Source organism: Spirulina sp. CCNP1310 (assembly GCF_034932185.1).
Taxonomy (GTDB): Bacteria; Cyanobacteriota; Cyanobacteriia; order Cyanobacteriales; family Spirulinaceae; genus Spirulina.
This window is the reverse complement of sequence record NZ_JAYGHW010000040.1, coordinates 19087-44883: the sequence shown is the minus strand read 5'-3', so window position 1 is coordinate 44883 and position 25797 is coordinate 19087. Positions and strand designations below refer to the sequence as shown.

The window sequence follows — 25797 nt, the reverse complement described above, 5'->3', positions numbered from 1 at the left end:
ATCGCCTTCTGGGTAGGGGCGGAGTTGGGACATGGGTCTTGGGGATGGTGATCTCGCTAAATCAATGCTTGGACGCGCTGCCACTCATCTGTTGCGACGGGGAAGTTTGTGCCGATGGGGGGTTTGCAGATGATCGAGAGTTTGCGCAGTACGGGGTCATCCTTTAGTTTTGGATAGAGGAGGGGCTGGTCAATGAGTCGATGGGTGAGTTTGACGATGGCCTGAGGTTTAGAACTCATTTGGCTCGGCTCAATAAAATAGTCCAGATCGGGAATGGTTTTGAGAACTTGCGGTGCTTGGCTGATTTCCCCTAGGGCATAGATGCCGCGATCGCGCCCTGCCAGCCAAATCAAAACGCCGTCCCCGACGCTGATCTGTTTGTTGTAGCGGTTGACCCGCCAGGGGATTTCCTCTAGTTCACGAATTGCGTCGATGAGTCGGTAGTATTTGGGGTTGCCTTGGAAGAGCCAGTAAGCAATCGGTTATCTAATCCAACAAAACTTGAGGACTGGGGTTTTGAGCATCCTGCTCTTGAATCCACAATTGTTTAATGAACCCATTATAGGATTAGGGGGCGATCGCTCCTTGATGATCTTGTGGGGCGATCGCGCTAGGGGGGGGAGGGGGGCGATCGCTGTTGTCTGTCCAGTGGATGCCTCCCAATTCCGGCGGCGTTGGGTATTGTGTTTCAATCATTCCCTATTGTGACGAACTGTATGTTCAAAATCATCACAGAGTTTATTCACTAAATCCTCCATTTCTTTGAAAAAATAATCTCCCACTATTTTCCGCTGCATGACCTTATATTTACGGTAGATTTTGCCAAAGTCTTCGTAAATCTCATCTTCGGGTACATCAGAGTTGATTTTGATGATCAAGCGCTTACCTTCATCGGAGTTTCTAATGTACTGGAATAAGTCTTGAATTTTTGCCTCAAATTCTTGAATACGCTCTGCTTTGAGGTCTTCCTGCTCGTTACGGGCATCAATAATTGATAGGATATCAAACTGATGGGCTGTTTCACTGGGTTCTTTCCCTTTGGCAATTTTAGTTTCTTGCCTTTTTTGCTGTTCTGTGGGTTGGATTTCAACTTCAATAATGCCAATTTGGTTATCAAAGTAGACTTCAATGGGGTCTTTCGGATCATGGGTGCGGTGTAACTGATTATAGAGCCGATTAATGAGACGCAGAAAGGCAAGGAAGCTTGTTTCTTTATATTTATCGTCGATGGTAATCACATACTCGATGCGGTTGAGGATGGTGAAATATTGAGCGGCTTTTGCTTTGACATCAGCAGTTTCTTGAGGATAAGCGGCAATATATTCTTCGATGTTACTTTCTAGATCAAGATAAGTTTCTGGATTATCACATTTAGCATTATTCCTGAAGATTTTCAGGAAAGAATCAAAGAATTGCTGATACAGGCCGGACTTTTTTAGGTCTGCAAAAAGGATCTCTAAAATGCGTCGATCACTGAAGGGGTCAAAGTCACTGACCACAACATCGGAGAAATGCTCGAAGGCATCTTTAATATTTTGAACATTGACGTTGTTATAGGAAAAGTCAACAATCTTACAGTCGTTTTTGTGTTTGGTTGTGCGGTTGACCCGTGAAATGGCTTGAATGGCGGCTATCCCTTTGATTTCTTTATCGAGGAAGAGGGTATGGAGCCGTCTTTCGTCAAAGCCGGTTTGTAGTTTGGCAACGACGATAATTAAGCCGTTTTTGCGCAGGGAAAAATTTTCTAAGACTTTTTCTTCGCTGATTCCATCGTTTAAGCCGGTTGCGCTTTGTTGGTCTTGGTTGCTGGAGTAAACGATATAGATGGGAGCGTCAGCATATTTGGTATATTTAGGATGTTGGGTAATTTCCCGAAAGTGGCGTTTAATGGCTTCTGCGTAGGCGATCGCTGCTTTGATGGAGTACACGGCTAGCATGGCTTTGCCTGTGCCTCTGATTTGCCGATAGACATCTTTGACGAGTAAATCAGCAATATATCTGGAGATCGCGTTTATTCGTCCGGCTTCTTCATAGATTTGTTTTTTGTCAATATCTTTGTAGTTGGGTTCCTCGAAGCCTTCTAAGTTATTACTGGGGATATCGAACAGCATTTTTGAGGCAACGGGAACAATATTTTTGAGGGGGTTAAGGATGAAGCCGTCTTTGATGGCTTCGTTCATGGTGTAGGAGTCGAAGGGAACCCACAGTTTTTCGCTTTCGGCATAGCCACTGAATTCACCAAATCGGGCGAGGGTGTTATCATCGGGGGTGGCGGTGAAGCCGATAATGAGATTTTTTTTGGTGCGAATCAGGTTGTATTGGCGGTTTGCGTCGAAGGGGGTTTGTAGTTCGTCAAAGATATTGACCATTTCTTCGTGTTGTTTACCGCTGTTGGAGCGGTGAATTTCGTCAATGAGGAAGACAATACGGAGATCAGCTAACTGTTGCAGGGTATCGGCATCGAGGATTTTGCGCACGTCTTGGAATTTTTGCAGGTTGATAATTACGAGACGTTGATCGGCGGTGAGGGCTTGCTGAAATGTTTTTTTGTCATGGGCTTCGAGAAACATGGAGTTTTCAATGTTCATGTTTCGCATTTTGGCATCAATCTGGCTGCGGAGTTGGAGGCGATCGACGATAATCATGACTTTATCGTAGATGTATTCACCATTGCGGCGGAGGTCTTTGAGTTGGAGGGCTGTCCAGCCGATGATGTTGGATTTACCAAACCCGGCGGCATATTGGAGCAGGAGGGAATAGACGTTTTTGTTGTTGGCGTAGGCTTTGCGCTTTTCGATCAGTTCGTCGCGTTTGGTGGGGGCGACGTGGGCAAGTTGTTGTTCTAGCTGTTTGATGTAGTAGTCGTCTTCGGTTTCGTGTTTTAGGAATTCATCGATTTGGGTCAGGATTTTATCTGTACCAAATTTTTGTTTGGGGCGGGGGCAAATGAGTTGTCCTTTTTCGTCTTTGAGTTCTTTGCGGCCGTTGAGGGTGTAAACTTCTCGTTCGATGAAGTTGTAGTAGAGGATTTCTTTTTCAATGAAGCTTTTGCCGTAATGGAAGGTGAAGAGTTCTTTGAGTTTGTTTTTTTTGTCTGCGTTGGGGTTAAGGAGGGGATAGGGTTTGAAGGCTTGAAAGAGTTTTTTATCATATTCATCGCGGTTGAATTTTCCGGCTCGACAGGTGGTTAAGGCTTCGTCGAAGAATTGATCAATGGTGCGGATAATGTAGGTTTCGGCGATATCGGTGGTGGTGATGTGGATGGCTTTTTCAAAGATTTTGAGGAAATCGCGGCGGTGGCGTTCTTTTTCGGAGTCGCTGAGGTGGTCATTTTGATCAAAGATTTCGTAATATTTGCGAACGGCTTCAAAGTAGTCTTTGGCGACTTTGCCGCGTCCATTTTTTTTGGCGGTTTGGTTGCTGAAGTTGGCTTTGAGTTCGCTGTAGCCGAGATAGAGGCCGTTGACGAAAAAGCAAAGGTCGGGGCGGAAGGAAAAGATTTTTTGGTTTTGATATTTGTATTGGTAGGGGAGTTCTTGGATAACGGAGAAGATATTTTCTTCAAATAGTTTGCTGTTGTGAATTACGCTGTCGTCGGTATAGAAGAGGTGGAGTTTTATGCCTTGGAGGGTGATGGATTTGTTGGCATTGATGAAGAGTGCCATATTGCGACTGCTGGCGATCCGTTCTTGGAGCAGGTCGATGAGGTCGGCTAGTAGGGTTTGAGGGTTGCCGTTATATTTCCTGAGCAGGGTTTCGTAGTTTTTGGCGTTGAGGGTGGTACTAGAGATAAATTCTTGCAGGTCTTCTTCAATGATCAGGGAGTTGGTAACGGTGTTGGGCTTAACTTCTCGATAGTCTAACTCTTTTTTAATAAATGGGACGAGGAATTTATCTTGTAAGTTTAGTTCACTCATGATTTAGGCCACCTTTATTTTTCCAGTTACAATGTCGTTGATCAGGGTTTTGCGGAGTTCTTTGAGTTTTTCGATTTGGGTGTTGATGGTTTGGATAATTTGGTCAATTTGGGCGGTTTTGGTGTCGAGGTAGTGGGCGATCGCTTTTTGTTCAGGGAGTGGAGGGACAAGCATAGGAAGGCACTCAAAATCAATTGTTTTCATTTGAAGAGAATTAGGGCGTATTCCTTGCAAATATTTAGAGTAACCAAAAACATAAAGATCAGATCGCATCAAATAATGAATAAAATTACCATAAGTAGTTTTATTTAAAAAATAGGCTCTGTAAGCTGGACTCACATAGCCCCTAAGTTTAGATACTCCAATACCTCTATAATTTAACCACATAGTATTTACAACTAATTGACCAGGGCGAACAACTCTATAATCTGACAACTCATCATTAGTTCTTTTTTTAAGCTCATCATCATATTTTTTGAATTCGATACCTCGATACCCGGAGACTGAAAGCATTTCACCAATAGGGTTATTTCCATTTTTTTCTTTACTTTGACAAGCTATGTCTTTTAAGCGTTTGACTTCCCAATGTTCAGAAACTTCGCCTATCCAATCGATGCCACTATCTTTCATCGGTACGGATTTATCAAGACCGCGTGTAACGGTTTCGTTGACGATCGCCCTTTTCAATTCCTCATAGCGTTGCGCTTTTTGGGTGAGCAGGTCAATTTTGCGATCAATCTGGGCGGTTTTGGTGTCGAGGTAGTGGGCGATCTCTTTTTGTTCTTCTACAGGGGGGATAGGGACATCCAAAGTCATGAATTTTGTATGTTTGAATCTAGGGGAACGCTCTCTAACACTTTTCCCTAGAGCTAACACAAATCCTGATAATGCCATTTGACGGAAAAGGAGACCATAGAATGGAATATAAATTTTACTTTTATCTATAGGCGTATAAACTAGGTATTCAGGAGTTGCCTTGCCATCAGAGTCAGACACTCCAATAGCTCCGGCGAAAGCATCCATAGCATGAAAAACCAAATCGCCTTTTTTTAAGCCTTGATACCCCATTTCTTCAAATGCGTTTGTAAATCCAGTTTCACGTCGATTTTCTCGTAATGTCACTTCTCCATCTCGAAAAACGGTAATTATCTTGTCCTGATCTGATACAGAGCGAGACATTTTCTTGAAAATCGATTTAGCTCGTTTAACTTGCCAGTGTTCGGGAATTTTATACAGCCACGGAATACCACTTTGTTTATAAGTTTGATACCTGTAAAATTTCATAGTTCAAACTCCTTTTCAAGCCTTTTAAGGTTTTGGTCTAACTCTAAAATTTCGCTATATATTTTTTCCACACTCCGCAACTGTTCCGGCTTATAAAACACCTTATTAAAATTAACCTCTACCCCCACCACATTTTCCAAATACTCAAACGGCTTTGTAATATACTTCGCCATAAACGCCTCAATTGCCGCCCGATTCTCATCCCCATCCCGATGATAAGGAATAATCTCATAATCCTTCTGATAATCCGGCGTTAACTCCACCGTGATCACAATACATTCCGGCTTACTTTTCGTCCCCTTCTTAAACACAGACTTCACCACAATCTTCCCACAGCCCAACGCCTCCCGCTTACCCAACGCCTCCTTAATCAGCGTTTCCTGATCCGCATCAAAGTAATATAAAGCCTTTTCCGTTGTAATGACTAACGGCTGCTCCTTGTAATCCAACGAACTAATAAACGGCTTAATCTCCTCCAAAAAATATTGCTCCAACCCCCTCCAGTTATCCACATCCTCCGCCGTCTTAGGCTCCGGCGGATCAAATATCGTAAACTCCCTTAACACCCGTTCCCCATTCTCCAACTGAATCGGCTTAAGCTTCAGACCCTTTTTGCCATCCTTCAGCCGATCCGCAAACGTTCTACCCTGCTCATCCACATTCGTGAGCATAATCCCCTGCTTATTAAAATAGAAAAACTCCTTATCAAACACCCTGGCATAATCATGATCAGCCCACTGCTCCAACGTCTCCACAATCTCCAACCGGCTCACCTCATCAATTGCCTTTCTCTTCTTGCCTTTATTTTTCTTCAAAGGCTTAAACTTTTCACTCGCATTAATCAACATCACTCGATCCTTCCGCTCATCAGGTTTGCGCTGATTCAACACCCACAAATAAGTATAAATGCCCGTGTTAAAAAACTCATCCGTCGGCAACTGAATTATCGCTTCCACCAAATCCTGATCTAACATCCACTTACGGATATTACTTTCCGCCGATCCCGCATCCCCACTAAACAACGTCGAACCATTGTGAACCACCACCCCCATACCCGTAACACTCATCTTTGAGATCAAGTGTTGCATAAACAACAACTGTCCATCTTCCGTTGAGGGTAAATGGTGAAAACGCTGCGTCTTATCATTGCGGATATCCTTCTGAAAACCCTTCCAGTCCACCCCATAGGGCGGATTTGCAATCACCACATCAAACGCATCATCAAAAAACTTATCATCCGTCAACGTATTGCCATGCTCAATCTTAGAATCCACCCGAAACCGACTTTCAATCTTGGCTAAAGCGTATAACGCATCATTCCAGTCCTGCCCAAACGTCTGAGTTAAGCGACTCACCTTCTCCTTAATGCGATCTTCCACCCCAAACAACAGGTTTCCACCCCCACAGGTACAGTCATAAATCTTCAACAGCCGATCCGAATCCTCAATCTTAGCCGCGATAATCTCCGCAATCAGCGCGATCACATCATCCGGCGTGTACTGTTCCCCCGCCGTTTCCGCCGAAATATCCGCCCAACGGCGTTTGATATGTTCCTCAAGCGTCGTGATGTCAGAGTTATTAAACGGCTTCAGATCAATGCCGCTCCACGCCTTCACATAGCTAAACAGCACCTTCTTCGCCTTCAACTTAGCGATCACCCCTTTAATATCGAGAAACTTCTCCCCCTCAGAGACATCCACCCCCAACAAATCCTTCGTTTCCCCATCAAACCCCTTCAGATAACCATCAAAATCTATATCAAAAGCCTTATCATTCTGGCAAATGTCTTTTAAGGTCTGGTGCTTCTCAAAAATACAAGCGTTGTACCCTTGCCCCCTATCCTGAATCAAACTGATTAGTTCATCTGCATCAATCTCATTGAGCATCACTTGCCCCAATTCCGCCTTAAGCTCATCAAACATCCTCAGCAGACGGCTCTCAATCATCACCAAAGCAAAAAACGGCATCATATAGGACGGCCATTCCGATTCCTTAATGCCACAGCCCCGCAATAGATCAGCCGTTGACCAAATAGTTGATTCGTACTGTAGAATGTTTTGGCCAGTATTAGATACAGTCATCTCAGGAAGGGTACGTTCCATTTCAGGGCATCATCAACTATACCCAGTATGACTGTAGAATGCAAAACTTGTTGAAATACACCGATCAATCTGCCATAAATCGTTAAGATTTGTAAAATATTCTCAGCGATCGCCCCCCTAACCGGCTCCACCTAGAACCCAAGCCCTATGAACAGCACCTCAGCCAAAATCCTCTGTAACTCCGGGGGATATTGGTAGATTGAATAAAACATCATCATAAACCTCTTCAATCCGACAAGAAAAACCAACACTCCTTAGCTCAACCACATCCCCCTCTTGATAATTAATAATCCGCCAATCACCCCCTTCAGTCCTACGGAATAACTCGATCTCCATCACATCCACACTAACCAAAACATACTCTTGCAAACAAGGATTACGGCGATACATTTTGAACTTTTGCCCCCGGTCATAAGCCTCCGTACCAGGCGACAACACCTCAACAACCAAACAAGGATAAGTAATATATTGACTTGTCACCCGATCCCGCTCATCACAAGTCACACTCAGATCCGGATAAACATACTTAGCCGCCTCCACAATAGCCACCCGACAATCAGAATTGAGCGTCCTACAACCACTCCCCCGCAAATGCACCTTCAGCAAAGCCAGAAAATTTCCAGCAATATTCCCATGATCAACCGTGCCGCCACTCATCCCATAAACCTTGCCATCAATATACTCATGACGTTCTAACTGTAATTCCTCCCATGCAAAATACTCTTCAGGCGTGAAATTCGGTAAACATTCCTTAAGAGCAATCATCTCAACCTCCAAATATTCAAAAAAACCTTTTCATAGTAACCTCTGCTCCAACCGCCCCCACCACATTTTCCAAAGACCTAAAGAACATCATCATAGGAAAATACCTCCAAAGGAATAGAACGAACATGCGCAGTTTCTTGATTTAACATCACGCGAACCCGCTCAGTGGTTTCTCGACTGAACACCTCCTCACCACAACGAGAACAAACCATAGCCGGAATATTTTCCACTAAATAAAACTTTCCCTGAATATTAAGAACTTCGCTGATAGACTCTGAATGAGCCTCTTCTGAACCGCAAACGTGGCATTTAAACATTAAATTTTCCCCCTTCGAGCATCGATCCACCCCCACAACATTCTCCAAATACTTAAACGGCTTCGTAATGTACTTCGCAACAGATTATCTGTCGATAAAATAGTTTATTTGTACTGAAAAATGTTTTAGCCAGTACCTAGATACAGTCATCTCAGGAAGGGTACGTTCTATTTTAGGGCATTATTACTATACCCAATATGACCGTAGAAGGCAAAACTCGTTAAGATATGTAAAATATTCTCAGCAAACGTGCCGCTAACCGGCTCCAGCCAGAACCCAAGCCCTATGAACAGCACCTCAGCCAAAATCCTCTACGTCCGCCTCCCCTGTAACCCCATCTTCCCCATTGGCGCAGTGTACCTCGCCGACCATATCCATAAATGCTTCCCCCACATCCAGCAGCGCATCTTTGACCTCGGAACTGTCCCCCCCCTGGAATTCGATCAGGCCCTCGATACCGTCATAGACCAGTTTCAGCCCACCCTCCTCGTCTTTTCCTGGCGGGATATTCAGATCTATGCCCCCGTGGGCGGCCGGGGCGGCAACCCTCTGCAAAACGCCTTTGAGTTTTACTACGCCAAAAATCCCCTCGTCCGCCTCCGGGGTGCATTGGGGGGGCTGAAAGTCACATCCGCCTACTATGGGGAACTGTGGCGCAATCAGCGATTGATCCGCCGAGGATTGGCGCGATCGCAACGCTACAACCCCGAAGCCTACGCCGTCGTCGGGGGCGGCGCGGTGAGTGTGTTCTATGAACAGATGCAACACCGCTTCCCCAAAGGCACAATTATTTCCGTGGGCGAAGGAGAAACCCTCCTCGAAAAACTGATCCGGGGGCAATCCATTGCCGACGAACGCTGCTACCGCATTGGCGAAACCACACCGCGCGATCGCCTCATCCACGAAGCCCCCACCCCCCTCGAAAAAACCGCCTGCAACTACGACTACATCGCCCAAATTTGGCCCGAATTTGACTACTATTTGCAAACCGATGACTTCTATATCGGCGTGCAAACCAAGCGCGGCTGTCCCCACAACTGCTGTTATTGCGTCTATACCGTCGTCGAAGGCAAACAGGTGCGCATTAACCCCGCCGATGAAGTGGTGAAAGAAATGCAGCAGCTTTACAATCGCGGCATTCGTAACTTCTGGTTTACCGATGCCCAATTTATCCCCGCCCGCCGCTACATTGATGATGCCGTAGAATTATTAGAAAAAATTGTCGCCTCTGGCATGACCGATATCCATTGGGCCGCCTATATTCGTGCCGATAACCTCACGCCCCAACTCTGCGATCTGATGGTGCAAACGGGGATGAACTATTTTGAAATTGGCATCACCAGCGGCTCCCAAGAATTAGTGCGCAAAATGCGCATGGGCTATAACCTGCGCACCGTCTTACAAAATTGTCGCGATCTGCGGGCAGCGGGATTTGATGCCCTCGTTTCCGTGAATTACTCCTTTAATGTCATCGACGAAACCCACGAAACGATCCGCCAAACCATTGCCTACCATCGGGAATTAGAAGCCATTTTTGGCGCAGATAAAGTAGAGCCAGCGATCTTCTTTATCGGGCTACAACCCCACACCCATTTAGAAGGTTACGCCCTCAATCAAGGGATTTTAAAACCCGATTATGATCCCATGAGTGTGATGCCCTGGACAGCGCGAAAATTGCTCTGGAATCCAGAACCCTTAGGATCGTTTTTTGGGGAAGTCTGCCTTCAGGCTTGGCAACGCAACCCTCATGATTTTGGCCGGGAGGTGATGGCTATTCTCGAAGAGCGGCTCGGCAAAGCCCCCCTAGAAGCAGCTTTGAGCGCCCCCATTGATGGGACAGGGGAGAGCATCCGTAAGGAGTTGGTGGCATTGCGTTAAAGGGCGATCGCCCCGTTCATCGTGTGGCCGCCCCTCCCCTGGGTTAGAGATGCTTACACCGTAATAAACAAAGGTGCGTTACCGTGTCTTCAGGATTTCTTTCCCAAAGGGTTTTAAAAATATGCGCGGCCGCCTCAATGTCCCCTTGATCATACAGGTGAATGCCCTGCTCAAATTGCGATCGCGTTTCCGTTTTAAACGCCTTTAACGCTGGGGGATCAGATTCATAAATTTCGCAAATTTCCACCGATTCTTTTTTCCCTTTAACAAAGATTTTTCCCAAATAGCGCCAAGCCACTTGTTCAGGGTCGGCCATGGCATTGAGGGTTTTTTGGGTAATGATCAAATTGGCCCCGTAGCGTTTTGTGGATTCTTCCAAACGAGACGCTAAATTTACCGCATCAGCAATTACCGTTGTCTCCATCCGCTCTTCTTCGCCAATGGTTCCCAGCATCAGCTTGCCTCGATGGAGACCAATGCCAATATTGATGGCGGGGTAGCCTTCGGCGCGGATTTCTTGATTGAAGGTATAGAGGGCAGTTTGCATGGCGATCGCCGCCCCCACCGCATCTTCTACCCGCTGGGGAAACAGCGCCATCACCGCATCACCAATATATTTATCAATAAAGCCGCCATGCTCCCGAATCGCCGGACTCACTTTTTTTAAATAGGCATTGAGGAAATTAAAATTCCGCTCCGGAGGCATACTTTCGGAAATACTCGTAAAGGAACGAATATCAGAGAACAGTACCGTCATTTCCTGCTCCACCTGATCCCCCAACTGCACATCAATAATGCTCGTTTTGCCGAGGAATTGCAGAAATTCATGGGGAACAAAGCGATCCGACGCATGGGCATAAGCCTTCAGATGGTTTTGGGCTTCGATAAAGCGCCGCTCCAAAATAAATGCTAAACAGATTAAAAAGAATAACATTCCCCAGGGATAGAGTTGAAAGGGCCAGGGAAAAAGATGATAGAGATGGTTGAGAATGTCGTACATCGTACAGGATAAAAATAAAGCCAACCCCAAACACAATGCCTTGGCTTCTCGGTTGCCTTTGCTAGCCTTCCAAATCGCGGCAAAAATAATCACCGATGCTGTGAACAACGCACCCATTTGCGTGGGAAATGCAGCGGTTTGCCAAGTGATGATTTCAGTACCGGCGAGGAGCAAGGCTAGGGGGGCATAAAATAAATGAATTTGCCACAACCGCCGAATTAACTTTTTCGGCCCCATGCCAAAAACGTGCTCAAAGAAGAACCCAAGGCTGACGGGTAAGAGGTGAAATACGCCGTGATGAATAAATGTCCAGAGGATGCTGTAGTCAAAGAGGAGGCGAATAATTTGGGTTGTGCTAATGGTATAAATGCCAATTAGGTAGGCGACGAAACTAAAGGAGCCATAGATCGAATCTGTTTGGCGAAATAAACTGATCACCAAAGGAAAAAAACCGCAGGTAATAAAGAAGAATCCGAGGCTCAACCGAATGCTATCTTGCCGGATTAATTTGCGAAAAAGGTGAGGGTTTTCGCCGTAGAGTAATTGCCCATCGTATCCCAAGCTGATTAGGGATTGATCAGCGACATAACTACGAATCAATAGGGTTTGGCCATGGTGTTCTGGCTGAAGGGCAATAATCGGAAATTCCCCTTCTTTGTGTTTGAGTGTCTTTTCGGGGGTGAGTTCATCGAAAAGATAGACGACTTCCCCGTTGATGTAGGCTTCGAGGATGTGGGGAATGCCTTGGAAATAGAGGGCAGGGAAGGGCGATCGCTCCTCTGGTAATGGAATCGATAACCACAAAATTTCCGCTCCACGGGGGACAGTGAGCCGTTGGGGAGGGGCGATCGCCTGCCAAACTTGCGGATCCGTTGAGGGTTGCGGCGTGGGTTCGATGGTATCCCAGTGGTATTGCCAGTTTTGGGTGAGGGGGACGAAAGTGATCTGTGGTTGCCCTTGAAGTTGAGCCTGGACAGGGATCAGACAACTAATTATTAATACGCCTAACCAGAGAATCAGGCGGGCATGGGGAAACCTGCCGAGCCGCATTGGGGTTATTCCTCGCAAAGGTGGGGAAATCCCTAGATTTCATTGTGGGGTGATGGCCCCACCCCTGAAATCTGGGATTATCCCGTACTATAACTTTTACGGCAGAAAAATAGACGCTCTCCCCTTGGCTCTCCGATGGGAGGGTTAGCGCCGCCAAAGATTTCGCCACCAGGGCTGGCGCTCTGTGGGTTCGGTGAACCAGTCAATTTTGCCGAATACGTCGGTTTTGCGCCAGCCGGTGACGGTGGCTAATTGGTGGGCTTCCTGTTCTTGGCGATCGCGCACCTGGGCCCGATAATCCGCCGCTGCGGCACAGTTCATTTCCCCCCGATAGGGACGGCGGATAATATAGCGGCCTTGGAAGTTTTGGCGGTTGCCGGTGGCTTGGAAGGCGAGATCCTCAGGGAAGCGATCGCGGCTATAGCGAACGTGTAAACGGGTGATAAAGGCATCCACTGCCCCCCCATTAAAGGGATCAATCCGCCTTGGATCGGCGCTACTTTCCCCAAGCCAAAACACCCCCGCTTTGCGCAACTCCTCCGGCGTGAGGGGATTGGCGGCACAGGGGTCACACCAGGACATATCCCAGGCATATTCTAAAAAGCCCACTTCCTTCCGCTCCTGCTCATAGGCTTTTTGGAATGCCGCTTTGTAAAAATCAGAAAATTCATCCTCAACAAATTCCGGCACATCAAATTCTGAGGGAATTTTAACGGTGCGATAGTTGGTTAATTCCACTTGACCGCTCCGGGTGAGGAGATAAACAATTAAATCCTGATCTCCTTGGGCGTTGAGCATTCCTAACCGGATGGGCAACATGAACCGGGGCGATTCATAGGCCATCATCAGGGGGCGTAATTTTTGGGATTCTCCGGCTTTAAATTCCTCTAGGTTAACTTTGGCTACAAAGAATTTAAAGTTTTGGCGAATATAGGGCTGTAAAACGGCACTGGCCCCCGTGGGAATTTGGTAGTTATTTTGTCGCAACCAGGTTTCTAAACCGCTGGATTCTTGAGCGCTGAGGATCAAAATATCGTATTCGCCAACGCTAAATTCCGCCTCAATGGTGACACCGAGGGAGCGATCGCTTTGCGTCCGGCCCACACTGTCCGCTTCCATGGCAGCGGGGGCGGGCATCGGGGCGGAGCGGGGCATGGGAATATCGCAGGGGTTACTGTCGAAATATTCCACCAACCGGGGCGCACTGTATTCATCCAAGCGTTTTAAAATTTCCGGATCCCCCACATTCACCTGATCCTCTTGTAATAACACCGGGACAGGGACAACCAGGGCAAAATCCTCCACTTCCCCCTGATAATCATTGGCCATGGTGAGGACGGTGCGATCGCCATCCCGGACAATAATCACCTGGGAGGCTTCGTTAAATAAATCACTATCGGCTTGGGCAACGAAGAAGCCGCAAAAGGCGAGGGCCGAAGGGGTGATGCCTAAAAATAGGCAGCAGGTGAGGAGGAGGGCGATCGCCTTTTTCCCCAAAGCATTGAGTTTGATGTTCATAATCCAATTGGGTGAGGAATTAACACGGTTAAAGGGATTGTTTGAGGGAGAAGCCCCGGCCCAAGCGATCCCAGGTAAACCGGGGGGCAGACCAGAGGAAATCCAACAAGGGGGTGAGGGGAGCGAGCAAAAATAAGGCCCAAAACATCCCCGTGGAGATAAATAACTGTTCTTGAAACAGGAACGTCAGCCAGGCGATCGCCCCCGCCCAAATCCAGCGGGCCTGTTTCGCGTTGGGAATGGAGCGGGGATCTGTGACCATAAACAGCGCAAACAGCAGCAGGCTGCCGCTCATTAACTTATGAGTGTAAACATCCAGCGTCCAACCCAACACCAAAGTCCGCACCGCCTCCAAAGCCGCATAGGTTCCCAAAAACACCATCGAGGTATCCCAACGCCCCACCCAGCGCAGCACAATCCCCCCCGCCGCAATAAACACAAGGAAATACCAAGCCTGGGTTCCCCATTGTCCTGGGGATACCCAAGCATCAGGGGTTAACAGCAAAGCGAGGATAATGCCAAAGTTAGCGGGGTTAAAGAAATGTTTATCGTGAATGCGAAAGAGGGATTTACTGGCGATCGCCCCACAACCGGCCAGGGCCATCGTTGTATAGTCATTACCCCGCAACAGCAAACACAGCCCCAACGCCGTAATCACCGCACTTTGCCAGCCGGGAATCTGCCACCAGCGTAAAAGTTCCGGTGGGTTTTCCGTCAGCCCAGGGTAACGCCGCCAGCGGGGGATCAGATTACGGGTGAGCCATTGGGTTCCTAAACAACTAATCCCCACCGTGGCCAACAGTTCGGGCCGCAGCGTCCAATCACGGGTCATCAATCCTAAAAGTAAAAACAGGGCTAAAAAGCCCATCTGTGCAATTCGCGCATCCTTAACCATCTTCACCTCTACAGCAATTGGCTCCTAGTATGGCTTTGGATGGCGGGAAATGCAGGGCTTGTTACAGTTTATGTAACAGGACGTAGGGGCGAAACATTTTTCGCCCTGACCCTAACCCACCGGCAGCGCGTAGCGGGTGAGGTCATCCAAAGAAATTAAATCGAGGGCATTCTCATGGGTAGCGGCTAAAATCACCGGCGGAGCCATCCCCGCATCGAGGGCTTCCTGCCACCGCGCCGCACACAAACACCAGCGATCGCCCGGCTTCAACCCCGGAAAATTAAACTCCGGCCGGGGCGTACTCAAATCATTCCCCACCCGTTGGGTAAACTCTAAAAACTCCTCCGTCATCTCTGCACAAACCAAATGGCGGCCCCGATCCTCCGGCCCCGTGTGACAAAATCCATCCCGATAAAACCCCGTCCGTGGCGCACCACAGCACAATTCCAAGGGGCGACCTAAAACGTTTGTTGCGTCTGTCATTGCTGATCAATTGCTCAATACCGTAGTTTATTGTAGGGGTTGGGGGGAATGGGGAACAGGGAATGGGGAATGGGTTTTGTTGATAGTGCGGACTTCAGTCTGCCCCCTAACCCATGGGCAGCAGGTGATTAATCGCTCTAGCTGACAATCATATTACTGTATAGTGAGAGAGTAGAATTATTGATCCTTTTCGATGCGCGATCGCCTCTCCCGTTGGTTGCCCATTTTAGATTGGGGCCGCCATTACCATCCTCCGGACTTGGTAGCCGACCTCACCGCAGGCCTGATTGTTGCGGGCCTGCTCATTCCCCAAGCTATGGCCTACGCCCTCCTTGCTGGCCTCCCGCCTAAAATTGGCCTTTATAGTGCCATTGCTGCCCCCTTGATCTATGCCCTATTTGGCACGAGCCGCGCCCTCTCCGTGGGCCCCGTTGCCCTCGATTCCATCCTCCTCGCCGCCGGTTTAAGCGTCATCGTTGCCCCCGATAGTGCCGACTACATCAGCCTGGCCATCACCGCAGCCCTCTTGGTGGGGGCAATTCAGATCCTCATGGGGGTGTTGCGGTTGGGACTGTTGGTGAATTTTGTCAGTAGTAGCGTTATGGCCGGCTTTACCAGTGCCGCATCTGTAACCATTGCCCTCAGTCAAGTGCGGCATTTATTGGGGATTAAATTCGGCTCCACCGATGGCTTTTTCTCCCTCTTGGTGGCAACCCTGGGCCATGTGGGGCAAACCCAAGGGGTGACGCTGGCCATGAGCCTGGGGGCGATCGCCCTCCTTTGGGCCGGGAATCAACCCTTTGCCCGCTGGCTTCAAAAACGCGGGGTCAGCGAGATCGCCGCCCTGCCCCTGACCAAGGGAGTCCCCCTAGGGGTGATGGTGGTGGGGACGGTATTGGTGGCGGCGTTGCGCTTAGATCAACAGGGGGTGGCCGTTGTGGGCAGCATTCCCGCCGGGCCGCCCCATTGGACAATGCCGTTAATCACGGGCGATCGCCTCCTCACCCTCCTCCCCCTAGCCCTCACCCTCGCCTTCATCAGCTTCATTGAAAGCTTTTCCACCGGCCAAGTCCTCGCCCGTCAACGGCAACAAACCATCGAAGCCGATCAGGAATTAATTGCCGTGGGGTTAGCCAATGTAGGGACAGCCTTTGCGGGGGGGTATTGTGTGGCCGGGGGGTTGAGTCGGTCAGTGGTGAATTTTGCGGCGGGAGCGCGGACAGGGTTAGCCTCTATCATTACCGCTGGCGTGATTCTGCTCACGGCATTATTCCTCACGCCGCTGTTTTTTTATGTCCCCCAAGCCTGTTTAGCTGCCATGATTTGCATGGCAGTTATTAAGCTCATTGATCTTAAAACCTTGCTGAAATTGTGGCGGTATAACCCTAGAGATGCCTGGGCGTTTATCGTGACATTTGCGGGGGTGTTATTTGTGGGCATTGAGTCGGGGATTTTAGTGGGGATCGGGTTCGCCATCATCCTCTACCTTTGGCGCACCAGCCATCCTCACATTGCCATTGTGGGCCGTTTAGGAGAAACGGAGCAATTCCGCAATATTAAACGCCATGCCGTCTTAACCTGTGCCGAGGTCTTGGCGATTCGCATTGATGAAAGTTTGTATTTTGCCAATACAAAAGTATTGGAGACAAGCTTATTAAATGCGATCGCCACTTCCCCCAAGATCGAAAAACTCCTCTTAGTTTGTAGTGGGATCAATTTCATTGATGGCAGTGCCTTAGATACCCTAGAGCGATTGATCCAAACCTTAGAAAATTTAGGAGTCACCTTATATTTATCCGATGTTAAAGGGCCAGTGATGGATGGGTTAGAGCGCATTGGGTTTATTGATCGCTTAGGGCGCGATCGCCTTTTCCTCTCCGCCGCCGCTGCCATGGCCAGCTTTGACTGCCAACTCAGTGCTAATTCAGGGGAGGAGAGAGGATAGAGAAGCTTTTGCGCTCATTCCTCCTCAAGCCATCCGCACCAAACGCGATTCCCGTAACCGCCGCAGCCAACCCTTGAGATAGAGGCGATTGGCGGCCCGCTCTGTGGGGTCGGTGGTGTTGAGGGGATGGGGCGCGAGGCCCTGGATCGCAGCCGTGGTGACGCAAAACATCGATTTTTGGAAACTTTCGCAGATTTGCACCCGGAGATCATCCTCCTGTCGTAGCCGTTGCCGGTAGATGGCATGGAGATATTCCGGCAAAAAATGGCGCATATCCTGCATCAGTAGCGTGGGGGGAATGCCGGAGCCACCGATGGGGAGGGGGTCGGCGTAGAGTGCGCCATAGGCAAATTGGTCTTGCCCTTGGGGGATTTGATAGGCTTGGGCATTGTAGGAAACGGTGCCGGGGAAGGGGGTTCCTCGGAAAAAGACCGCCTCTACATAGGGAACTGCCACATCCATCAGGAATGTTAAACCTTGGGAGGGGGGCAGAAGATCATAGGGTTGCCCCTTGATGGCAACGGTGTAATGGATGGGCCGCCCCGCATCGGCAACTAAGCCCGCCAAAATAAAGGCAACCACGGCGGGAATATTGGCAATTTCGCCGCGATCATAGGCATCGGAAAGGTTGATAAAAATATCACTCATCACCCGCCAAAACTGCCCCAAGGCGCTGTAATAACACAATTGCCGCACCTGTTCCGGGAGGTAGTTGGGGAAAATGCGATGGAGCGTGAGAAGGGCAGGGTTGCCTTGCCAGCGGGCGCGGATAGCTTGTTCCGCTAATTGGCTAAATTCTGGACTATCTAAAAATTGATCCAACTTGCCCCCCCCATGCCAAAACATCGCTTTCATGCAATATTCGGCATATTCATAGTTAATGCGATCGTGCCACCAATGTTTTTTTAATCGGGCTAGGGAGCGATCGCCATTGCAATATTTAAAAAAGGGAAACAGTCGCAAAAACTGATGGTCAGCAATATAAATCAAATTATTGGAATAGGCATCTAAAACCACACCGTAGCTTTTGAGAATCCCCACCACTTCCACCAAGTTTTGCGGCGTATCCCGCAGCAGGGCCTCACCCGATTCCAGGCGGGTGATCAGGTTTTCGATGTTGAGTTGAATGGGGGGTTGGAGGGTGGTAAGCATAGTTAGAGGGGAGGGGGGAAGTAGGGCGTGGGAAGTGGGGAGTGGGAAGTAGAAAGTAGGGAGGGGGAAGGGGGGCGTAAGGCGGGGCTAAGGATAAAGTTCGTGGCTTGGGTTTCGCTCCACCGCACGACCCAACTGGGTTGTAAGCCAAAGAGGATCAGCAGCAGGGTTAACACAAAGGAGGGTAGGTGATCCCGAAAGGCCACTTTCGGGATGGTGGCGAGGGTATCGGGGAGACGACCGAAGAAGACGCGGTTAATCATTAACAGGAAATAGACGGCGGTTAGGCCTGTGCCAACTAAACAGAGCAATGTGGCGATGGTAAAGATGGGGAATGTGCTACGAAAGACCATAAATTCGGCAATGAATCCCACCATCCCTGGCAGGCCCGCGCTGGCCATCACGCCGACGATCATTAAACTGCCGGTAATTGGTAGCCCCCGCTCGGGGTTGAGTAGTCCTTGTAAGAGGTGAACATCCCGCGTCCCGGTTTTTTTATACACTACCCCGACGAGCAGGAAGAGGAGGGCGGAAATTAAGCCGTGGCTGACCATTTGAAAAATGGCGGCGGTCATGCTCAGGGGAGTGCTGGCGGCGGCGGCGAGGAGGATATAGGCCATGTGGGCGATGGAGGAGTAGGCGACGACTTTTTTCATGTCCTGTTGGGCGATCGCACTAAAGGCCCCATACAACGCGCTGATCGTCGCCAAAATCGCCAAACTGGGGGCCAACACTACCCAAGCGTCGAAAAATAACCCCACGCCAAACTTGATCAAGGCATAGGTTCCCAACTTGAGCAACACCCCCGCCAGGAGTACAGAAACCGGCGTGGAGGCCTCCACATGGGCATCAGGGAGCCAGGTGTGGAAGGGGAAGATGGGAATTTTAATAAATACCCCCACTAAGAGGGCAATTAATAACAGGGATTGCAGTTCAAGGGGTAGGTTGTGATCAAGCAGGGGTTGATAATCAAAGGTTTTTGCACCACTGGCCCAGACTAAACCGAGGAATGCAGCCAGCACCAAAATGCCGGAAACGATCGTGTAGATCAGAAACTTCATCGCTGCATAGCCCCGCCGACTCCCGCCCCAAATGGCGATTAGGAGGTAGAGGGGGACAATTTCAATTTCGTAAAAGAGGAAGAAGAGGAGGAGATTTTGGGCAAGGAAGGCTCCGGCGGCCCCGGTACTGAGGAGCAGGATCAAGGGGTAATAGAGCCGAGGGCGTTGAATATCCCCACGGGTGGCAAAGATGGCGACTAAGGTGAGGAAACTATTGAGCCAAATTAAGGGAAATGAAAGGCCGTCCATCCCTAGGCTGTAATTCAACCCCAAGGGCGCAATCCAGGGGAGTCGTTCAGCAAATTGGGGGGCGACTGCGGCGGGATCGAACTCAAAACTGAGGAGGAGGGTGAGGAGTAGGACAGAACCCGCTACCCCTAAGGCCAGAGGGCGGGCCCATTCCCCCCTGGTGGGGGGCAAGAGGAGGATGGCGATCGCCCCCACCACAGGAATCCAAACTAAAGCACTGAGCATCACAGCATCTTCTCCATCAAATTAAGCTTAAGCCGCTAAACACCGTTGAACGCCGTTGACCAAAACTCGGTGACAAGCGTCCATTGGCCCGTGAAAATCAACCACAACAATGCCCCCACCCCCAGTAAAATCGTCAGGATGTAGAACTGGGATTGACCGGAAGCATTGTATTTGAGCGTGCTGCCCCCAAAGATCGTCGCTAACCCAACGAGATTCACCAGCCCATCAACAATGTAGCGATCGCACCAAACCGCAATTTGGGAGAGGGCCGCCACCCCATTGACCACAGTAATTTTATAGAGCCGCTCCACATAAAAATCGTAGGCAAAGAGGTCTTGGAAGAAGCGACGATAAACCTGAGTGGGGCGGGCGGTGGTGCGCTGGAGTTTGAGGTTGAGGCCGATCAAGATGCCGATGCCCCCCGAGGCCATCAGGATTGGCAAGGCCCAAAGGGCGATTGGTGCGCTAGCGCGGATCGCATTACTGGCCACATCCAAGGGGGGGTAAGGACTGAGCCAGAAGGGCCATTGAATCGGCACAATGCTAGCAATGATCGTGATCACCGTCATCATCACCAAGGGCAGAGCCATGGGCCATTGCACTTCCGGAGCGCGGCGGGTTTTGGCCTGGGGTTCCCCTAGAAAGACGAGGCGAAAAACGCGGGTGAGGTTGATGGCGTTGAGGATGTTAACAATCACAATCACCCCTAATAGCCAGGGGGGAACGGCCCAAGTGCCATCTAACCAGCGGCGCATTGTCCAAAATTCCCCTAGGGGGAAGAGGGTGATTAATCCCGCTGCCCCGACTAAGTAGCCGGTGGTGGTGGCGGGCATCCGTGACCAAAGGCCGCCCATTTCCGTAATATTTTGATTGCTAGTGGTGAGGATGATACTGCCTACGGTCATGAACAGCAGGGCTTTGGCGACGGCATGGGTGAAGAGTAAGAGAAAGGCAATATCGACCTGGCCCAATCCCACCGCGACGAAGACTAAACCCAGATAGGCACTGGTGGAATGGGACATGGTGCGCTTGATGTCGATTTGGGCGATCGCCATCAGCGAAGCCCCGATGGCGGTCATCGTTCCCAACAAAATCAGCACATTTCCTGAAATGGGGGAAAGGGTAAACACCGGCTGAAGTTTAATTAATACATAGGCCCCAGCACTGACCACGACGGAATTACGCATAATCCCCGCCGGGTTGGGCCCCTCCATCGCTTCATCCAACCAAAGGTTTAAGGGGAATTGAGCACATTTCCCCGTTGGCCCGGCAATGAGGGAGAGGCCCAACAAGGCGGCGGCCAAGGGGGGCAGCGTCGAGCTTTCCGCCCAAATCTCCAACTGACTAAAATCCAACCCTTCCCCATAACTCGATAGGGCCACAATCCCCATCAGCAGGATAATATCCCCCACCCGCTTCGTTAAGAAGGCATCCCGCGCCGCCGTCACCACCAAGGGCTGGGCATACCAGAAGCCAACCAGGAGATAGGTGGAGAGGGTGAGGATTTCCAGGAGCATATAGCTCAACAGCAGGGAGTCACTAATGGCAATGCCCCCTAGAGCCGCCTCAAAAAGGCCCATCAGCCCGTAAAACCGAGCTAGGGAGGCATCTTTTTCCATATAGCCCAAGGCATAAATCTGTACCAAGAGGCTAATCCCTGTCACCATCTCTAAGGCTCCCAAGCTGACGGGGGAGAGATCAATGGTGAGGGTGAGGTTGAGGTCTGCCACTTGGAGCCAGGGCCACACCAGATGGACGTTGCCCTGATGCCACACCGCTGCAAAGGCGATGGAGCCGTGGATGAAGGACAACAGCGTCATCAAGATGTTGAGGTAGGCCGCAGGCCGGGGGCCGGTGCGCCGGATAATCCCTAAGGACCAAGGCAACGTGAGGATTGCCCCCATCAGTCCGTAGATGGGGATTAACCAGGTTGTGGCAAATAAAAAATCAACCATGGAGGGCAATGGGGAGGAAGGGCAAGGGGGGGACAGGCAGCGAGGGGTGAGCGGTACGCCAAGGCGGATCGCCCCTATTGACCCGGAATTTGGTGAGATGTTTAAGTTTTTTTAACATTAATTAACAGTATTGGCGGTAAATACTCAAAAATGGGCGCGATGGCGGGGGGGATTGAGGGCGATCGCCGCCATCGCCTCAAGGGGAAAAATCCCTAGCAAACCTTGCCGGGATCTTCCGTAAAAAAAGCCTAAAAGTTTTTGGCGTTTTTTGTTGAGTTTAAAGTCAACAAAATAGGTAATAATGACTAAAAAATTACCGTTGATTGAACTAACGCTACGGTAAATTAATTATAGGGCAAGCTGTACCCGCCACAGAATGGGAGTTAGGCGATTGCCATTTCCAGACCATGACCCCGAGAGACTCATTAATTTTTATTAACTATAGGATTTAAAAAAATCATAAAGATTTATATTGTCAAAGGTGCAAAGGTTGCCTATGCTTTTGAGTGGGTCAAGAATTGAACATATTCAAAACCGTTCTAAAATGGGTTTGAGGCTCCCCGTCTCGACTTGTTTTGGTACTTTTGATCTGAGTATTCTCGATTCCTAGCCACAACCTCAAGAATTTAGCCTCAAGGATTGGATGAGTCTGGGAGGGCTTTGGGTTCTTTCACCGAACTATGGCTCTCATTTACCTCGCTCATCTCGCTCAGGAGTATCAGCTTCCACGGACGCACCGCCCTTTGATCGCCAAGAGAGTTTTCGAGCCGGCCTCGCAATTCTTCGGGAGTTGTGGGAAGTTTGACCATTTGCAATGCCATTATTCTTTAACTAAGGAGCTTGAACAATGCCAATTGCGGTAGGAATGATTGAAACCCTCGGGTTTCCCGCTGTCGTTGAGGCAGCAGATGCCATGGTGAAGGCTGCTCGCGTCACCCTCGTTGGCTATGAAAAAATTGGCTCTGGGCGTGTCACCGTGATCGTGCGGGGGGATGTCTCGGAAGTCCAAGCCTCCATTGCCGCTGGCATTGAAAACGTCAAGCGGGTCAATGGGGGTGAGGTGCTCTCGACGCACATCATTGCGCGTCCCCACGAAAACCTAGAGTATGTGTTACCGATTCGCTATACCGAAGAAGTGGAACAGTTCCGGACTTACTAGCCGTAGTTGTTCACCCCTTGGGCTGTGAATTTTAAAAACCTTTAGATTTGGAGTTACATTATGTCGATTGCTGTTGGAATGATTGAAACCTTAGGGTTTCCCGCTGTGGTTGAAGCGGCGGATGCGATGGTGAAAGCCGCTCGCGTCACCCTGGTGGGTTATGAAAAAATTGGCACAGGTCGGGTGACGGTGATTGTGCGCGGCGATGTCTCTGAAGTGCAAGCTTCTGTTTCTGCTGGGATTGAGAACGTCAAACGGGTGAACGGGGGTCAAGTGCTTTCCACCCACATCATTGCCCGTCCCCATGAAAACCTAGAGTATGTGTTGCCCATCCGCTACACCGAAGCGGTGGAGCAGTTCCGTGAAAGCGTGAACCCCACGCTGCGCCGCTAGACTGATGCAGATTGCCCAGGTGAGAGGCACGGTGGTCAGTACCCAGAAATTGCCCGCAATGACCGGCGTTAAGCTGCTGTTATTGCAGATGATTGACCAGGATGGCAACTTACTCCCGCGCTATGAGGTGGCCGCTGATCAAGTGGGAGCCGGCATGGGGGAATGGGTTTTAGTCAGTCGTCGGGCGATCGCCCCTCAACCCATGGGGGCAACGGAACAACGGCCCGTAGATGCCATAGTGGTGGGCATTATTGATACCGTCTCTGTCGATAAGGGCCTGCTTTACCGCAAATAGGCGATCGCAGCCCCAAGGCCTTTCCCCCATCCATACTATTTTTTATTGAATTGAAACGCGAGGCAAAACAGCATGGTCGTTCGTCGGCGGGCGGCTCCCCCCACTCCTTGGTCTAGAGATTTAGCCGAACCCAACATTGATCAATCTTCCTATATTCACGACTCTTCCCGCGTCATCGGCGATGTGCGCGTTGGTGCTAATGTATTAGTAGCTCCGGGAACTTCGATCCGAGCCGATGAAGGGTTTCCCTTCTATATTGGCTCCGGCACCAATATTCAAGATGGGGTCGTGGTGCATGGTTTAGAAAAGGGCCGGGTGATCGGTGACGATGGCGAGAGCTATTCCGCTTGGATTGGCTCCGATACTTGCATTACCCACATGGCCCTCATTCATGGCCCGGTGTATATCGGGGATAACTGCTTTATTGGGTTTCGCTCAACGGTGTTCAACGCCCGGGTCGGTCATGGCTGCATTGTGATGATGCACGCCCTGATTCAGGATGTTGAAATTCCCGCTGGTAAATACATCCCCTCCGGGGCGATTATTACCAACCAACAGCAGGCCGATCGCCTGCCCAATGTGCAACCGGAGGATCAAGCCTTTGCCCGTCATGTGGTGGAGGTGAATGAGGCCCTGTTAACGGGGTATCAATGTGCGGAAAACCCCGATTGCCTCCTCTCGATCCGCAACAAAACCACGCCCCGGGCCAGGGCTAATGGCCCAATCTCCCATGCTGACGATCACGATTTGGTAGGAGCTATGAGTTTGAGTCCCGAAACAGTAGAGCAGGTGCGATCGCTCCTGCGCCAAGGCTACAGCATTGGCTTAGAGCACGCCGACCAACGGCGCTACCGCTCTAAATCTTGGCTGACGGCCGAATCCATCCAAGGCAGCCGCGAAGATCAAGTCCTGGCCGCCCTCGAATCCCGCTTAGGGGAATTCTCCGGGGAATATGTCCGACTGATCGGCATTGATGCCAACGCCAAACGCCGGGTTTTAGAAGAAATTATCCAACGTCCCGACGGAACCGCCCCCACCCGCACCCGTAATAATAAAGTGGTGCGAGCCAAAACCGCCAGCCGTAGCGTTCCCAAGGCGAACGGCAGCGGCAGCGGCAGCGGCAGCGTCAATGGCGAGGTAGTGGATCAAGTCCGCAACCTGTTGCGCCAAGGCTATCGCATCGGCACAGAACACGCCGATCAACGACGCTACCGCTCCAAATCCTGGCAAACCTGTCCCCAGATCCAAGCCACCCGTGAAGCGGATGTGCTGGCGGAGTTGAACCGCTGTCTGGCGGATCATGCGGGGGAATACGTCCGCTTAATTGGGATTGATGCCAATGCCAAGCGACGGGTGACGGAAGTGATTATTCAACGCCCAGGGGATAACGGCTCCATTTCCACGGCTAGCCGGAGCAGCGGTGCGGTGGGCAATGGCTCCGTTGGAACCGTAGCCGGGGATACGGTGCAACAGGTGCGGGATTGGCTCCGTCAAGGTTTGGCGATCCGCGCTGAACACGCCGATGCTCGCCGCTACCGCTCTAAATCCTGGCTCACCTGCGAGGGCTTCTCCGCCACCACTGAAAGCCAAATCATGGCCCAAGTGGCGCAAGTGCTTGCGGATTGTCCGGGGGAATATGTGCGACTGATCGGGGTGGATCTCAATGCCAAGCGTCGGGTTGGGGATGTGATTATCCAACGGCCCGGTAATGGATCTACTGCCAGTCCTGCCACCAATGGCCGGGCGGCGACTCCTACCCCTAGCAGCAATGGCTACAGTAATGGCGCAGTGCGCAGCGGTTTAGCACCGGAGGTGCAAGACCAAGTGCGGAACTTGCTGCGTCAGGGTTACACCATTGGCACCGAACACGCTGATCAACGCCATTTTCGGGCCAAGTCTTGGCAGCCTTGCTCTCCCATCCAGGCCACCCGTGAAGCGGATGTCTTCAGCCATTTAGAGGGCTGTTTGGCGGAACACGCTGGGGAATATGTGCGGTTGCTGGGGATTGATGCCCAAGCGAAGCGCCGGGTGTTGGAGCAAATTATCCAACGGCCCTAGGCAATCCTAAGGGTTCAAATGCCCTGAACTCTTGCTGAGAACGCCGCCCCCTGCTCACGCTGGGGTGATCCTGGAGTTTTCCCACCGTGAACCCCG

The 25797-nt window shown here is 50.2% G+C and carries 20 protein-coding genes; 6 read left to right on the top strand and 14 right to left on the bottom strand.

Features of this window, described 5'->3' with window-relative positions; all coding sequences use genetic code 11:
- Positions 1-56: 56 nt before the first annotated feature.
- The 7 genes from VB712_RS08625 to VB712_RS08595 all read right to left on the bottom strand — a co-directional run bounded on the left by VB712_RS08625 (position 57) and on the right by VB712_RS08595 (position 8385).
- Positions 57-479 carry an EVE domain-containing protein gene (locus VB712_RS08625; RefSeq protein ID WP_323254182.1) on the bottom strand — a complete coding sequence of 141 codons (423 nt, stop codon included), beginning with the start codon at positions 477-479 and terminating at the stop codon, positions 57-59.
- Between the two features lie 88 nt (positions 480-567).
- Complete coding sequence (locus VB712_RS08620) at positions 568-696, bottom strand: hypothetical protein (RefSeq protein ID WP_323254148.1); 129 nt, start codon at positions 694-696, stop codon at positions 568-570.
- Entirely contained in the window at positions 693-3917 is a 3225-nt protein-coding gene (locus VB712_RS08615; protein WP_323254146.1) for a DEAD/DEAH box helicase family protein, read from the bottom strand. Before VB712_RS08615 ends, VB712_RS08620 begins: the two co-directional genes overlap by 4 nt.
- A gap of 3 nt (positions 3918-3920) precedes the next feature.
- Positions 3921-5201, bottom strand: a complete 1281-nt coding sequence (locus VB712_RS08610; protein WP_323254144.1) for a restriction endonuclease subunit S — start codon at positions 5199-5201, stop codon at positions 3921-3923.
- Complete coding sequence (locus VB712_RS08605) at positions 5198-7282, bottom strand: HsdM family class I SAM-dependent methyltransferase (protein WP_323254142.1); 2085 nt, start codon at positions 7280-7282, stop codon at positions 5198-5200. Before VB712_RS08605 ends, VB712_RS08610 begins: the two co-directional genes overlap by 4 nt.
- A 180-nt stretch (positions 7283-7462) precedes the next feature.
- Entirely contained in the window at positions 7463-8068 is a 606-nt protein-coding gene (locus tag VB712_RS08600) for a Uma2 family endonuclease (protein ID WP_323254140.1), read from the bottom strand.
- 77 nt (positions 8069-8145) lie between these two features.
- Positions 8146-8385: a type II toxin-antitoxin system MqsA family antitoxin gene (locus VB712_RS08595; protein ID WP_323254138.1), complete on the bottom strand. Its 240-nt coding sequence runs from the start codon at positions 8383-8385 to the stop codon at positions 8146-8148.
- Between the two features lie 285 nt (positions 8386-8670).
- Between VB712_RS08595 and VB712_RS08590 the strand changes: the two genes are divergently transcribed.
- Complete coding sequence (locus VB712_RS08590; protein WP_323254136.1) at positions 8671-10263, top strand: photosystem II high light acclimation radical SAM protein; 1593 nt, start codon at positions 8671-8673, stop codon at positions 10261-10263.
- A 43-nt stretch (positions 10264-10306) separates the two neighbouring features.
- Here VB712_RS08590 and VB712_RS08585 read toward each other — a convergent pair whose 3' ends face one another.
- The 4 genes from VB712_RS08585 to VB712_RS08570 all read right to left on the bottom strand — a co-directional run bounded on the left by VB712_RS08585 (position 10307) and on the right by VB712_RS08570 (position 15209).
- Complete coding sequence (locus VB712_RS08585) at positions 10307-12313, bottom strand: adenylate/guanylate cyclase domain-containing protein (protein WP_323254134.1); 2007 nt, start codon at positions 12311-12313, stop codon at positions 10307-10309.
- Positions 12314-12457: 144 nt separating this feature from the next.
- Positions 12458-13831, bottom strand: coding sequence for a DUF2330 domain-containing protein (locus VB712_RS08580; protein WP_323254132.1), 1374 nt, complete (start codon positions 13829-13831; stop codon positions 12458-12460).
- Positions 13832-13859: 28 nt separating this feature from the next.
- Positions 13860-14726, bottom strand: coding sequence for an RnfABCDGE type electron transport complex subunit D (locus VB712_RS08575; protein ID WP_323254130.1), 867 nt, complete (start codon positions 14724-14726; stop codon positions 13860-13862).
- 111 nt (positions 14727-14837) lie between these two features.
- Positions 14838-15209: a DUF2237 domain-containing protein gene (locus tag VB712_RS08570; RefSeq protein ID WP_323254128.1), complete on the bottom strand. Its 372-nt coding sequence runs from the start codon at positions 15207-15209 to the stop codon at positions 14838-14840.
- A gap of 193 nt (positions 15210-15402) precedes the next feature.
- Between VB712_RS08570 and VB712_RS08565 the strand changes: the two genes are divergently transcribed.
- Positions 15403-17154 carry a SulP family inorganic anion transporter gene (locus VB712_RS08565; protein WP_323254126.1) on the top strand — a complete coding sequence of 584 codons (1752 nt, stop codon included), beginning with the start codon at positions 15403-15405 and terminating at the stop codon, positions 17152-17154.
- A gap of 24 nt (positions 17155-17178) precedes the next feature.
- Here VB712_RS08565 and VB712_RS08560 read toward each other — a convergent pair whose 3' ends face one another.
- From VB712_RS08560 to VB712_RS08550, 3 genes are read right to left on the bottom strand one after another with little or no spacing between them, the layout of a single operon-like run.
- Positions 17179-18306, bottom strand: a complete 1128-nt coding sequence (locus VB712_RS08560; protein ID WP_323254124.1) for a CO2 hydration protein — start codon at positions 18304-18306, stop codon at positions 17179-17181.
- A 2-nt stretch (positions 18307-18308) separates the two neighbouring features.
- A complete protein-coding gene (locus tag VB712_RS08555; RefSeq protein WP_323254122.1) occupies positions 18309-19841 on the bottom strand; it encodes an NADH-quinone oxidoreductase subunit M in 1533 nt (510 codons plus the stop codon).
- A gap of 35 nt (positions 19842-19876) precedes the next feature.
- Positions 19877-21796, bottom strand: a complete 1920-nt coding sequence (locus VB712_RS08550) for an NAD(P)H-quinone oxidoreductase subunit F (protein WP_323254121.1) — start codon at positions 21794-21796, stop codon at positions 19877-19879.
- Between the two features lie 847 nt (positions 21797-22643).
- Between VB712_RS08550 and VB712_RS08545 the strand changes: the two genes are divergently transcribed.
- The 4 genes from VB712_RS08545 to VB712_RS08530 all read left to right on the top strand — a co-directional run bounded on the left by VB712_RS08545 (position 22644) and on the right by VB712_RS08530 (position 25701).
- The gene (locus VB712_RS08545) at positions 22644-22955 is read left to right on the top strand and encodes a BMC domain-containing protein (RefSeq protein WP_323254119.1); all 312 of its coding nucleotides are present in this window, start codon (positions 22644-22646) and stop codon (positions 22953-22955) included.
- Positions 22956-23015: 60 nt separating this feature from the next.
- Positions 23016-23348: a carbon dioxide-concentrating mechanism protein CcmK gene (locus tag VB712_RS08540; RefSeq protein ID WP_323254117.1), complete on the top strand. Its 333-nt coding sequence runs from the start codon at positions 23016-23018 to the stop codon at positions 23346-23348.
- Between the two features lie 4 nt (positions 23349-23352).
- Complete coding sequence (locus VB712_RS08535; RefSeq protein ID WP_323254115.1) at positions 23353-23643, top strand: EutN/CcmL family microcompartment protein; 291 nt, start codon at positions 23353-23355, stop codon at positions 23641-23643.
- Positions 23644-23715: 72 nt separating this feature from the next.
- Positions 23716-25701: a ribulose bisphosphate carboxylase small subunit gene (locus VB712_RS08530; protein WP_323254113.1), complete on the top strand. Its 1986-nt coding sequence runs from the start codon at positions 23716-23718 to the stop codon at positions 25699-25701.
- Positions 25702-25797 lie beyond the last annotated feature (96 nt).